Consider the following 12436-nt stretch of genomic DNA (forward strand, 5'->3'; position numbering starts at 1 on the left):
CGATGAACATGATGGCGCGCGTCGAACGACGCTGCGAGTTGAAATACCAGGCCGGTGTCGCGCGGGAACTTGGATCCTCCTTCGTGGCCTCGGTCCTGGAGGCGGGGCAACGCCAGATCGACCATGCTCCCAGGACGGCGGATCTCATCGCCAACTGGCCGAATGATCCTTCGGCGGCGGCGCTCGCAATGCGGTTCAACGCCGCGCTCAACGCGATTGCCCGGCGCGGCTCGCAATCGGATCTCACGTCGCTCTACAATGGCGAGCACGATGATTTCGACGCGGCGATCGCGGCCACGCTGACGCGGGAAGACGGCTTCATCGCCGAATGGATGCGCTATACGCCGCAGACCAACGAGGTTGGGCGCGCCGCGGCGATCGTGACCGCACTGATGGCGATGCGCCGGGTGTTCGATGCACCATTCGAACTGCTCGAGCTTGGGTCCAGCTGCGGATTGAACCTGAATTTGGCTCGCTACGCTTACGAGCTTGGCGGCGTGTCGGCGGGCGACGACAACTCGCCGATCCGCATTCGCCCCGAATGGCGCGGTCCCGCGCCGGCTTACGCGCCCGTCGAGGTGGTCAGCGCGCGAGGGGTGGATCTCAATCCGCTCGACGCCGGCGACGATGCCACGCGCGAACGATTGCTGTCGTTCGTCTGGGCCGACCAGCCACAACGCGCCAGGCGCCTCGAGCAGGCGCTGGCCATGGCCCAAAGTCACCCGCCGCGCGTGGACAAGGGCAACGCTGCCGACTGGCTGGCCTCACGCCTGACGACCCCGCAGGAGGCCGGCGTCTGCCGCGTCGTGTTTCATTCGATGGTGTTCCAGTATCTTGGCACGCGCGATCGCTATGCGATCATGCGCAGCATCCGACAGGCAGGGCATGCCGCGACGTGCGAACGACCGCTGGCGTGGATTACCTTCGAATGGACGCCAAAACGCAGTGAAGTGCAGCTTCTGCTGACACGCTGGCCCGACCAGCACACCCAACTGCTGGCAAGGTGCCACGCGTATGGCGATTGGATCGAGGTAATCGATCGACCCTGGCAGCGGACCTGATCCCATGCCCCGTGGAGAGCGCTGTGTGCCAGATGGTTCACAAAGCGGCCCATCTGCAACAGGCGCCGAGCTGAAGCCTTCTTGCGACATAAAGTCAGGAACGAAACAATCGCGACAGTACTTTAACAAAAGTAAGTTCGAGATAGGAGATGTCGTGACCGTCCCTGATGATGCAACGTGGCTACGCAAAGAAGCAGCGCGCTGCCGTCGTCTTGCATCGGGCGTCGCGGATACGCTTACCTGTGAGCGCCTGACTCTGCTGGCCGGCGAATACGATCAGCGTGCCACCGCTCTTGGTCGACCGGGGCACGATAGCTTCAGGATCGTACCGAAAATCCGCGGCTGATCTTCCTGCTTTGTTCCTGATGCTTGCCACTCTGGGCATCACCGCTCATTTCAGCGTCAAGGGCAAACCGGCCGTTACCAGCACCACTTGCCGACACGCGGCGGCCATCCGCTGGTTGAGCCTGCCCGCCTCGTCGCGAAACCGACGGGCGAGCGCATTGATCGGCACGATGCCCTGGCCAACCTCGTTGGTGACCAGCACGATGGGTATGCCGCATTCGTGCACCGCCGCTTCGAGCGCGCTGGTTTCCGACGCCAGATCGCGTTCCGCCAGCATCAGGTTGGACAGCCACAGGGTCAGGCAATCGACCAGGATCGCATCCGCCTGCTGCTGCATACGCCCGATGGCGGCGGGCAGTTCCAGCGGTGCTTCGAACGCGGTCCAGCGCGGGCCGCGATCGGCCTGGTGGCGGGCGATGCGATCCGCCATTTCGGCATCGCCCCGCTCGGCGGTGGCGATGAAGGCGAGCCGCCCTGTCACATTCTCGACCCTGTCCTGCGCATAGCGGCTCTTGCCGGACCGGGCGCCGCCGATGACCAGCATCGTCATGACCGTGGCTCGCGGGCCAGGGCGATCAGCGCATCGATATCCAGGTGCCGCTCCAGTTCGGCGGCGAGTTCGTCCAGCGCGGCATCCACGACCGCCGCGTGATCGGCCCCGGTGCTGCGCGCGCCGGCACGGCCCAGCACTGCGCGCCGCAAATCGCCCGAGGCGAGCAGGCCGTGACAGTAGGTTCCCATGACCCGCCCATCGGCGGACACCATGCCATCGCCAACACCATCGGCAAGGGTGGCGAAGGCGTTATCGTGGTCCTCGGCATCGGTGCGGCCCATGTGCATCTCGTATCCCTCGAACCCGGCGCCAAGCGCGGTGCCGGTGACGAGCCGCAAGGTCTTGCGCGGGGTCAACGTCGTGGTGGCGGCCAGCAGGCCCAGCCCGGCGATCCGGCTTGCTTCCCCTTCGATGCCGAGGGGGTCGGCGATCGAGCGGCCCAGCATCTGGAAACCCGCGCAGATGCCCAGCACCATCCCACCGCGCCGATGGTGCGCCAGGATGTCGATGTCCCAGCCCTGTTCGCGAAGGAACGCCAAGTCGGCGATCGTCGCCTTGGAGCCGGGCAGCACGATCAGCCCGGCGTCGGCGGGCAGGGGCGTCCCGGGCGGGATCATAGCCACCTCGACGTCCGGTTCGGCCTTGAACGGATCGAGATCGTCGAAATTGGCGATGCGCGGCAGCATCGGGCAGGCGATAAGCACGCGACCCGCCTTACGCGACGTGCCGCGTTCGAGGACGACCGCATCCTCGCTGGGCAGGCGCGAGACCGCCGCCAGCCACGGCACCAGGCCGAACCCGCGCCAGCCGGTGCGCTGCTCGATCCCGGCATAGCCATCGGCGAACAGCGCCGGATCGCCGCGGAACTTGTTGACGATGAAGCCGCGGATCATTGCGGCATCCTCCGGTTCGATCACCGCGCGCGTCCCCACCAGCGATGCGATGACCCCGCCGCGATCGATGTCGCCGATCAGCACCACCGGCACGCCGGCGGCGCGGGCGAATCCCATGTTGGCGATGTCGCCTTCGCGCAAGTTGATCTCGGCCGGGGAGCCCGCGCCCTCGACCACCACGATGTCGCAGCGGTCCTGCAGCCGGTGCCAGCTCTTGAGCACTTCGGGCAGCAGTCCGCGCCGTCCTTCGCGATAGTTCGCGGAACCCAGCGTGCCGCGCACCTGGCCGTGCACCACCAGTTGCGAGGTGCGATCCGCCTGCGGTTTGAGCAGGACCGGGTTCATGTCGGTATGCGGTTCGGCGCGCGAGGCGATCGCCTGCAGCGCCTGCGCCCGGCCGATCTCGCCGCCGTCGATGGTAACGGCGGCGTTGTTCGACATGTTCTGCGGCTTGAACGGCAGCACCGCAAGACCCCGGTTGACGAGCGCGCGGCACACGCCTGCGACCAGAACGGACTTGCCGACATCCGAGCCGGTCCCCTGAAACATCACAGCAGCCATTCGACACCTCCAGCCAGGATCCAGGCCAGCGCGCAAGCCCGCAGGAAGACGGTCCGCGCGCGCGCCATGTGCATCGCGCCCGGCGCCCCGCCGTCGCCGATCCACGGCTTGGCGGCGACCACGCCCTCATAGGCGATCGGCCCCGCCAGCCGCACGCCCAGCACGCCGGCCATCGCCGCCTCGGGCCAACCGGCGTTGGGCGAGGCGTGGCGTCCGTGATCGCGCCGTAGCACGCGCCAGCCGCCGCCGCCCGCCAGGCAGATCAGCACCGCACTCAGGCGCGCAGGGGCAAGGTTCATCAGGTCATCGAACCGCGCGGAAGCCCAGCCGAACGCGCGCAGGGGCGACTCGGGGTGGCCGATCAGGCTGTCGGCGGTGTTGACCGCCTTGTAGGCCCAAACGCCCGGAAGCCCCAACACGACAAGCCAGAACAGCGGTGCGATCACGCCGTCGCAGAAGCTTTCGGCCAGGCTCTCGATCGCGGCGCGGGCGATGCCGCGTTCGTCGAGAGCGGCGGTATCGCGCCCGACGATCATCCCCACGGCGCGGCGCGCGGCGGGCAAGTCGCCGACGGTCAACGCGGTCAGGATCGGCTGGTAGTGATCCAGCAAGCTGCGCTGCGCCAGCGCCGGCCAGGCGGCGAGCGCGATCAGCGGCCAGGCCCATGGTCCGGCCACCCGGCGCACGACCAGTTCGAAGACGAACGCGGCGCCACCGCTGGCGAGCACCAGCAGCACCAAGGTCGCCGCGCCCAGCACCCGGCGCTGCGCCTCTGGCCGACTGGCGTGGTTCCAGCCTCGCTCGCAAGCCGAGATGATGCGCGCGAACCCGCCGACGGGGTGGCCGATGCGGCGATACAAGGCGTTCGGCCAGCCGAGCCCGGCGTCGAGCGCCAGCGCGAGCAGGGCGACGGGATCGCTCATGCCAGCGCGGCGGCGAGTTGCGCGTCGATGCGGGCGAGCGCGGCGGCATTGCCGGGCAGGCCGAAGCGCAGCAGCCGCGGGTGATCGGCGAACGCGCGGGTCAGGATGTGAGCCTCCGCCAGCCGGGTGAACAGCCGCCCCGCCAGGGGGGTATCCACCAGTCTGAACAATGGGCAATCGCCCTGCGGGTGCAGCCCGTGGTGGCGCAGCACATCGTCGAGCCGCCGCGCCGTCGCCGCCAGATCGTGTCGTGTGCGGTCGATCCAGCGCCGGTCGGCATAGGCCATGGTCCCGAACACCAGCGCGGCGCTGCAGACCGGCCATTCGCCCTGCCGCTCGCGCAAGGCAGCCAGCACCGATCGCGGCGCCAGCACGAAGCCGAGCCGCACACCTGCGAGGCCGAAGAACTTGCCGAACGAACGCGTCACGATCAGCCGCCGGTCGTCCGCCACCTCGGCGGCGACGCTGGTATCGGGGGCGCAATCGGCAAAGGCCTCGTCGACCAGCAGCCAGCCGCCGTTGTCTTCTTGCCGCGCCAGTGCCGCCAGCACCGCATCGCGAGCGATGGTGGCGCCATCGGGGTTGTTGGGATTGCCCAGTACCAGCACGGACGGTTCCGCGTCATCCTGCGCGGAGATGGCGCGTGCCTGCGCAAAGGCGTTGACGTGCGTGCTGTAGCACAGCGGCGCATGCCGTCCCGGAAGCCGGAGCAGTTCGCCCAGCGCGCGCAAGCCGGTCTCGCTTCCGGGCACCGCCAGACACCGTGCGCGGTCGACTCCGAAATAGGCGGCGGCGCTGCGTTCGAGCGCTGCCAGCTCACCCGGATCGGGCAGGCCGCGCCAATCGATGACGAGGTCGTCCGGCGGTGACCAGGCGGTGGGATTGATGCCGGTCGACAGGTCCAGCCAGTCCGCCGCTGCGCCGCCGAACCGCGCCCGCGCATCACCCAGGCGGCCGCCGTGGTGGGTCAGTATGTCGCTCATGGCACGAAGATCAGCGCCGCGAGCATGGCGCTTTCCACCAGTTCGATACCCGCGCCATGCCCGTCGCCCGAGATGCCGCCGATCCGCCGCTTCAGCCACAGGCCCCAGATCACCATCGCCACCGGGGCGGCGAGCAGGGCGGGGGCAATATTCCATGCCGCGATGGCCAGCATCGCCAGCCATGCCGCCGTCACCGGCCAGGTCGCGCCCGCGCCGAAGGTGCTGCCAAGTCCGCGATGCAGCGGCGGCAGCGTGAGCGTCCACAGCAAAGGACCGATCCGGGCGACCACCGGCACCGCGATCAGCGGCAGCAGCGATGGCGCGTCCAGCGCGAGCCGCACCAGCACCAGCTTGGTGAGCAGTTGCAGGACGATCGCGGTCACGCCGAAGCTGCCGATGTGCGGGTCTGCCAGCACGCTGGAGAGTCGCGAGCGGTCGCCATGCGCGGCACCCGCCGCATCGGCGATGTCGCCCAGGCCGTCAAGGTGCAGGGCGCCTGTCATCCCTGTCCAGGCGAGCAGTGCCAGCAGCGCCCCGGCCCAGGGATCGCGCTGCAGGCCCAGCCACGCGCCGCCCGCCACGCACAGGCCGACGATCAGCCCGGCGACGGGAAACCATCGGATCGCGTGGCCCATGTCGCGCGCGTCGGCTTGCACATCGGGCAGCGGCAATCGCGTCATGAACTGGATGGCGAGGATGATCGCCTTCACGCGCGGTCGTCCGTGACCGGGCCGGTGTCGAGGCCGGTGACATGGCCGGCGATCGGCGATCCCGGCCAGATGCGCAAGGTGAGCAGCGCCCGGTACGGCAAGTCCAGCGCCCAGACCGCGCGGTGATCCAGCCCGGTCAGCACCGAGAGCGCCGCGCGCATGGCGCCGCCGTGCGTCACCACCAGCGTCGCGGTGTCCAGCCGGTCGAGCGCCTGGGAAACACGCTGGCGCAAGGTGGACCAGCGCTCGCCACCGGGCGGCGGGGCGGCGTCCGGATCGTCCCAGAAACTGGCCAGCGCCGATGGATCGACGCTGCCGGGCGCCATCCCGTCCCATGACCCGAAATCCAGCTCGCGCCAGGCCGGATCGATGGTGAGCGCGACATCGCGATCGCGTGCGCAGATCGCCGCCTGATCGCGGGCGCGGCACAAGTCCGAGGTCACGACGTGCCGGATCGCCAGCCCGGCGGTGCGATCGCGGATGATCGGGCAATCGCCGGTCATCGCCGGCTCGTCGGTATGGCCCAGCAGCAGGCCGGTGCGGCGTGGCGGGCCATGGCGCAGCAGGTGGACCAGTCGCTCGCTCATGCCCGCCCGGCGACCGCCGCCTCGGCAAAGGTCGCCATGCCGGCGTGCGTGGCGATCGCCGCCCGCACCAGCGGCACGGCCAGCGCGGCGCCGCTGCCCTCACCCAGGCGCAGGCCCAGCCGCAACAGCGGTTCCAGCCCGAGTCGATCGAGCAGCAGTTCGTGCGCGGCTTCGGCGGAGCAGTGCGCGGCGATGCAATGATGCGTCAGTTCGGGGTGGCGCGCGACCAGCGGCGCGATGGCGGCGCAGACGATGAAGCCGTCGAGCAGCACCGGCACGCGCATCAGTCGTGCCGCCACGACCGCGCCGGCGATCGCGGCGATTTCGCGTCCGCCCAGCCGGCGCAGGGTTTCGAACGGATCGCTGCAATCGTCGGCGTGCAAGGCCAGCGCGATGTCCACCGCCTCGCGCTTGCGTGCCAGGGCATCGTCGTCGATCCCGGTCCCCCGGCCTGACCAGAGGGCCGCATCGCCGCCGAACGCGGCGGCGCACAGGGAGGCGGCAGGGGTCGTGTTGCCGATCCCCATCTCGCCCAGCAGCAGCAGCTGGGTATCGGCGGCGACCGAGCGCGCACCCCGGTTCAGCGCGGTAAGGCAATCCGCCTCGCTCATCGCCGCCTCTTGCGCGATGTCGCCGGTCGGTCGGTCGAGTTCGAGCGGGACCACCGTCAGGTCGGCGCCGCATTCGCGCGCCAGGACGTTGATCGCGGCACCGCCGGCGGCGAAGTTGGCGACCATCTGCCCGGTCACCTCGACCGGAAACGCGCTGACCCCGCGCGCGGCGACGCCGTGATTGCCGGCGAACACCACCGCCCGCACGCGATCCAGCCGCGGCCGCGCGGACTCCTGCCAGCCGGCCATGAACAGCGCGAGTTCTTCCAGCCGGCCAAGCGAGCCTTGCGGCTTGGTCAGCTCCGCCTGGCGGGCGAGCGCTCCCGCGCGCGTCACGGCGGAGGCGGTCGGTAAGGCGCGCAAAGCGTCCAGAAAGGCGCTGCGATCCGCGAACGCGATCATGTGCAGACGAAGCCCTCGGGCGGGGTGCGCACGATAAAATGCCCCTTCACGCCCTGGGGCCATTGGGCGAAGCGTACCACGCCTTCCTCGCTGGCGGCGTGCAGCGCGGCATAGGTCAGGATCGCATGCGCAGCATCGCGATCGGGCGTGAAGTCTCCCAGCACGTAGCCGACCTTGCCGGGCGCGCGGACGTGGATGACGCAATGACGCTTGCAGGCGAACAGGCACGGCATCTCCTGGACCGCCACGCCGGCAAGTTCGGGCTCGGCCGCCTGCACCGCGCGCATTTCCTGCGCGAGCAATGCGCCGCCGCGTTGCCCGGCGCCGTCCTCGCGCTCGTCGGTGGATACGCGGCACGTGGAGCAGACCACGACGGCGGCCTCGGCATTGACCGGCTGCAGCATTTGGCTCTCGCTCCCTCATCGCAAACAACGTCGGACCTTGCCGGTCGACCAGTGCAGGGGAAGCGCGCACGATCCCCGGCGCGAGGGGCGGGGCACGACATGACGCTCCCTTGCGCGGATGTCGCGGCAAGGCAGTGGCTGTCGTTGCGCAAGGGAGCCCGGCGCCGATGCGCAAGGCGACCTCGAACACCCGGTGCACCCTGCCCGGATGAAGAACGACCGCGACCGGCAGGTCTCCTGGCTTGCGGGTCGTCGCCGGTTCCGGCCGCCTTCTCGGGACTTTAGATCCCAATGGCAGATTGGCCGGATGGCTCACCGCTCACAGTTGCAGGGGCAGCCTCGGGGCTTTCACCCGAGTTCCCTTTTGATCCCCATGCGGGGAACCTGTCGCGGTGGGAGCCCTATCGTGCGGCCATAGGCGACGCAAGCGGCTCTTGCTTGCGATGGGCCGGCACATGGCATATCCGCCGCCGTCTTCGATGAAAGTCCCCTCACCCATGGATCGACGCCTGCATCCCTGCCGTGGGCACGCGCACCTCGGCGCCACGAGGGTCGGGGTTTGAGCCTCCAGGCGGAACAGTGCCCGGCGTTCCTGATCTCGGCGCCGTCCTCGGGGCAGGGCAAGACGCTGGTCACCGCCGCGCTCGCCCGCATGCATCGCGATGCCGGACGCCGCGTGCGGGTGTTCAAGTGCGGGCCGGACTTCCTAGATCCGATGATCCTCGAACGGGCGAGCGGGGCGCCGGTCTATCAGCTCGACTTGTTCATGGTGGGCGAGGCGGAGTGCCGCCGCCTGCTCCACGAAGCCGCGCGCGAAGCGGACGTGATCCTGGTCGAGGGGGTGATGGGTCTGTTCGACGGCGACCCCTCCGCCGCCGATCTTGCGGTGCGGTTCGGCTTGCCGGTACTGGCGGTGGTCGATGGTTCGTCGATGGCGCAGACGTTCGGCGCGCTGGTGCTTGGGTTGGCGTCGTATCGCGAAGACGTGACCCTCGCCGCCGTCCTCGCCAACCGGGTCGGCAGCGCCCGCCATGCCGAGATGCTGGAGGCCGGCGTCCGGGGCGGCGTGCAGTGGCTGGGCACGCTGCCGCGCGATCCGCACTCCGCCTTTCCCGAGCGGCACCTCGGGTTGGTGCAGGCGGCCGAGATCGCTGACCTGGAAACCCGGATCGCGCGCGCGGCTGCGGCGCTTCCGCCTGGCGCGGCGTGGTTGCCCGATCCGGTGCGCTTCGATCCGCCGGATGTCGGCTCCACGCCCGAGGCACTGCTGCGCGGCGTGCGCATCGCCATCGCGCGCGATGCGGCGTTCGGGTTCATCTATCCGGCCAATGTTTCGTGCCTGCAGGATCTGGGTGCCGAACTGCATTTTTTCTCGCCGCTGCACGACACGGCGCTGCCCGAATGCGAAGCGATCTGGCTACCCGGTGGCTATCCCGAGCTGCACAGGCACGCGTTGTCCGCCAATCGGCCGATGATCGCGGCGATCCGCGCGCACCATGCCGCCGGCAAGCCGATGCTGGCCGAGTGCGGGGGCATGCTCTATTGCCTCGATCGGCTGGAGGGACGGCAGGGCGATAGCGGTGGCGGCGGCGGTAGCGGCGGCGCGGCGATGGCCGGCATCATCCCCGGCACCGCGACGATGCAGGCCCGCTTCGCCGCGCTGGGCATGCAGCAGGTGGAGATGCCCGGCGGCACGCTGCGCGGCCACACCTTCCATTATTCCAGCACCGTCACGCCGCTCGCTCCCGTGGCGCAGGCGATGCGGCTGGATGGGCGCGAGGGCGAGCGGATCTATCGCTGCGGCGGCCTTACCGCGACATATGCGCACTTCTATTTCGCATCGGCCCCGCAGGCGATCGCGCAAATCTTCGGCGCTGCGCTTTAACGCACGTAGCTGGCGCCGTTGGCATCCAGCACCGCGCCGGTCATCGATGGCGGTGCGTCAAGCGCCAGGAACGCGCCGATCGTGGCGATCTCCTCGGGCTGGGCGACGCGACCCAGCGGGATGTCGGCCAGCAGCTTGTCGCCGCCCCGGCTGGCGAGATAATCGTCCGCCATGCCGGTCATGGTGAAGCCCGGGCAGATTGCGAAGGCGAGGATGCCTTGCGCCGCATAACCGCGCGCGATGGTCTTGGTCATGCCGATCATCCCGGCCTTGGATGCGGCGTAGTGCCAGTGGGCGGGACTGTCGCCGCGATAGGCGGCGCGGCTGGCGACGTTGACGATCCGCCCGCCGGTGCCGCTCGCCTGCCATGCCAGGATCGCCCAGCGCGACAGCAGCGCCGATGCCTCAAGGTTGATCGTCATCGTTCGCCGCCACTGATCGCGCCATGCCTCGTCCGCCTCGTCCAGCGGGCAGGCTTCGAACACGCCGGCGTTGTTGATCAGCACGTCGATCCGATCATCGAGCCGGTCGCGTGCCTTTGCCCACAGCTCGGCGGGGCCTTCGGGCGAAGCGAGGTCGGCATCCGCGCTTGCGGCGGCGAACAGCTTTACGTCACGGGTCCGCAGCGTTTGGGCAAGCGCGGCGCCGATGCCTCGGCTGGCGCCGGTCAAAAGGATGTGCGTGGTCATGTCGCCATGCCTAACCCGGCCGGGCTGCGAGGGGAAGGCGGTGAACCGCGCCGGTGCTGCGATCCCCAGGGAACCCTCGCGTGCCTGTCTGCGCTACTGCAAGGCTGCGGCACCCGGCCGCTGGCGACAGGAGGGTTGAGACGATGACCGAAGCCACATGGGGGGACGACACCACCACGCCCCGGATCGACTGGCGCATGAGCGCGGCGCTGCAGAACGTGCCGCGCGGCGATGGCGATCTGGCCGAGGTCACCAACCTGGAAGGCGCGGTGCGGACGTGGCTGGAACTGGACGCGGCGCACAAGGACAACGCCACGCTGACGCCCGAGCATCCGATCCTGATCGACGGCGCCACCCACACGCACTTCGCGGCCGAAGGCATCGCCCTGCTGGCAGAGCAATTGCCGCAACGCTAAGCGCATCCGAATTGCTGCAATGCGGTAGCGCATGGTTCCATTTGTCCGCGATTGCGGCCATAAGGCGCTGACCATTGAAGCTGTCGTTTGCGGCGGCGCAGCAGAGCAAGATGACATCAAGGCAGGCAGGCTCCAGCGCGGGGCTCGATTTCGGAACCACCAACAGCGTCGTCGCCCTGTCAGGCGATGCGGGCGAACCGCCGCGCCTGATTGCGCTGGAAGGACCGGGAGGGTCGGCGGAGGTGTTTCGCTCGGCCCTGTGCTTCTGGCAGGATGACGGCGTTCCTGGCGGACTGTCGGTCGAGGCAGGGCCAGCGGCGATCCACGAATACCTCGAGGATCCGGGCAACAGCCGGTTTCTGCAGTCGTTCAAGTCGGTCGCCGCAAGCCCCTCGTTCGAAAGCGCCTCGGTGTTCACCAAGCGCTATCGGTTCGAGGAACTGGGACGCCTGTTCCTTGGCAAGCTGTCGGCGCATGCCGACGGGGCGCTGCAACGGCTCGACCGCGTCGTCGTCGGCCGCCCGGTCCACTATGCCGGTGGCAGGCCCGATCCGGCACTCGCCCGGCAGCGCTATGACGCGATGTTCGAAGGTTTCGCGGGCGAGGTGCACTACGTCTACGAGCCGCTGGCCGCCGCGTTCAGCTACGCCTCGCGGCTGGATGAACCCGCGACGCTGCTGGTCGCCGATTTCGGCGGCGGCACCAGCGACTTCTCGGTCGTGTCGGTGAAGGAGCCGGGGGCGGCGCAGCGCTGTGTGCCGCTGGGCCATGCCGGTGTCGGGATCGCCGGCGACCGGTTCGACCAGCGCATCGTCGACAAGCTGGTGCTGCCGCGCCTGGGCAAGGGCGGGCAGTACCGTTCGTTCGACAAGGTGCTCGACATTCCCGCCTCCTACTTCAACGACTTCGCGGACTGGTCAAAGTTGGCGCTGATGCGCAATCGCCGCACGCTGGGTGAGCTCGAACGCCTGCAGCGCAGCGCGGTCGATCCCGACGCGATCGGTCGCATGATCGCGATGATCGAGAACGAGCTGGGATTCGCGCTCTACGATGCGGTGGGGCAACTCAAGCGGGCGCTGTCCGATCAGGAAGAGGCGACCTTCCGCTTTGCTGGCGGGGGAATCGACATCGAAGCGATCGTGACCCGTGCCGAGTTCGATGGCTGGATCGCCGAGGATGTCGCCCGCATGGCGAACGCGGTGGACGAGGCGCTGGCGGCGTCCGGTGTCGGCGAGGATCGGATCGACCGCGTGTTCCTGACCGGCGGCACCTCGCTGGTGCCGGCGGTGCGCGCGGTGTTCACCAGCCGGTTCGGCACCGACAAGATCATGTCCGGCGGCGAGCTGACCTCGATCGCGCATGGTCTGGCGTTGGTGGCGCAGGAGGCCGATGTCTCCGCCTGGACCGCCTGAC

General features: G+C 69.2%; 13 protein-coding genes and 1 riboswitch. Of the genes, 4 read left to right on the top strand and 9 right to left on the bottom strand.

Annotated features, from left to right (window positions below):
- Positions 1 to 2 precede the first annotated feature (2 nt).
- Positions 3 to 1061 carry a DUF2332 domain-containing protein gene (locus tag ACXJ1Z_RS10800; RefSeq protein WP_463776607.1) on the top strand — a complete coding sequence of 353 codons (1059 nt, stop codon included), beginning with the start codon at positions 3 to 5 and terminating at the stop codon, positions 1059 to 1061.
- Positions 1062 to 1452: 391 nt separating this feature from the next.
- Here the strand turns inward: ACXJ1Z_RS10800 and cobU are convergent, their stop codons facing one another.
- From cobU to ACXJ1Z_RS10840, 8 genes are read right to left on the bottom strand one after another with little or no spacing between them, the layout of a single operon-like run.
- Positions 1453 to 1950 (bottom strand): bifunctional adenosylcobinamide kinase/adenosylcobinamide-phosphate guanylyltransferase, encoded by a 498-nt coding sequence (gene cobU / locus ACXJ1Z_RS10805; protein ID WP_463781228.1) that lies wholly within the window; start codon positions 1948 to 1950, stop codon positions 1453 to 1455.
- Between the two features lie 2 nt (positions 1951 to 1952).
- Positions 1953 to 3413 carry a cobyric acid synthase gene (locus ACXJ1Z_RS10810; protein ID WP_463776608.1) on the bottom strand — a complete coding sequence of 487 codons (1461 nt, stop codon included), beginning with the start codon at positions 3411 to 3413 and terminating at the stop codon, positions 1953 to 1955.
- Positions 3401 to 4336: an adenosylcobinamide-phosphate synthase CbiB gene (gene cbiB / locus ACXJ1Z_RS10815; RefSeq protein WP_463776610.1), complete on the bottom strand. Its 936-nt coding sequence runs from the start codon at positions 4334 to 4336 to the stop codon at positions 3401 to 3403. Before cbiB ends, ACXJ1Z_RS10810 begins: the two co-directional genes overlap by 13 nt.
- Positions 4333 to 5319, bottom strand: a complete 987-nt coding sequence (locus ACXJ1Z_RS10820; RefSeq protein ID WP_463776611.1) for an aminotransferase class I/II-fold pyridoxal phosphate-dependent enzyme — start codon at positions 5317 to 5319, stop codon at positions 4333 to 4335. Before ACXJ1Z_RS10820 ends, cbiB begins: the two co-directional genes overlap by 4 nt.
- Positions 5316 to 6029, bottom strand: a complete 714-nt coding sequence (cobS, locus tag ACXJ1Z_RS10825) for an adenosylcobinamide-GDP ribazoletransferase (protein WP_463776612.1) — start codon at positions 6027 to 6029, stop codon at positions 5316 to 5318. Before cobS ends, ACXJ1Z_RS10820 begins: the two co-directional genes overlap by 4 nt.
- Positions 6026 to 6616 (bottom strand): histidine phosphatase family protein, encoded by a 591-nt coding sequence (locus ACXJ1Z_RS10830; protein WP_463776614.1) that lies wholly within the window; start codon positions 6614 to 6616, stop codon positions 6026 to 6028. The genes cobS and ACXJ1Z_RS10830 overlap by 4 nt, the downstream gene beginning before the upstream one ends.
- Positions 6613 to 7629 (bottom strand): nicotinate-nucleotide--dimethylbenzimidazole phosphoribosyltransferase, encoded by a 1017-nt coding sequence (gene cobT, locus ACXJ1Z_RS10835; RefSeq protein WP_463776615.1) that lies wholly within the window; start codon positions 7627 to 7629, stop codon positions 6613 to 6615. The genes ACXJ1Z_RS10830 and cobT overlap by 4 nt, the downstream gene beginning before the upstream one ends.
- Entirely contained in the window at positions 7626 to 8033 is a 408-nt protein-coding gene (locus ACXJ1Z_RS10840; protein WP_463776616.1) for a DUF1636 domain-containing protein, read from the bottom strand. The genes cobT and ACXJ1Z_RS10840 overlap by 4 nt, the downstream gene beginning before the upstream one ends.
- Before the next feature lie 210 nt (positions 8034 to 8243).
- Positions 8244 to 8436, bottom strand: a riboswitch (cobalamin riboswitch).
- Between the two features lie 156 nt (positions 8437 to 8592).
- Here ACXJ1Z_RS10840 and ACXJ1Z_RS10845 point away from each other — a divergent pair.
- A complete protein-coding gene (locus ACXJ1Z_RS10845) occupies positions 8593 to 9918 on the top strand; it encodes a cobyrinic acid a,c-diamide synthase CobB (RefSeq protein WP_463776618.1) in 1326 nt (441 codons plus the stop codon).
- Here ACXJ1Z_RS10845 and ACXJ1Z_RS10850 read toward each other — a convergent pair.
- On the bottom strand, positions 9915 to 10607 hold the full coding sequence (locus ACXJ1Z_RS10850; RefSeq protein ID WP_463776619.1) for an SDR family NAD(P)-dependent oxidoreductase: 693 nt from the start codon (positions 10605 to 10607) through the stop codon (positions 9915 to 9917). The two genes, ACXJ1Z_RS10845 and ACXJ1Z_RS10850, sit on opposite strands and share 4 nt — an antisense overlap.
- A 143-nt stretch (positions 10608 to 10750) precedes the next feature.
- Here ACXJ1Z_RS10850 and ACXJ1Z_RS10855 point away from each other — a divergent pair, with 143 nt between their 5' ends.
- Both ACXJ1Z_RS10855 and ACXJ1Z_RS10860 read left to right on the top strand, forming a co-directional pair.
- Positions 10751 to 11023 carry a hypothetical protein gene (locus ACXJ1Z_RS10855; protein WP_463776620.1) on the top strand — a complete coding sequence of 91 codons (273 nt, stop codon included), beginning with the start codon at positions 10751 to 10753 and terminating at the stop codon, positions 11021 to 11023.
- 110 nt (positions 11024 to 11133) lie between these two features.
- A complete protein-coding gene (locus ACXJ1Z_RS10860; RefSeq protein WP_463781229.1) occupies positions 11134 to 12435 on the top strand; it encodes an Hsp70 family protein in 1302 nt (433 codons plus the stop codon).
- Position 12436 lies beyond the last annotated feature (1 nt).

The sequence above is a fragment of the Novosphingobium sp. TK46 genome (assembly GCF_055361525.1).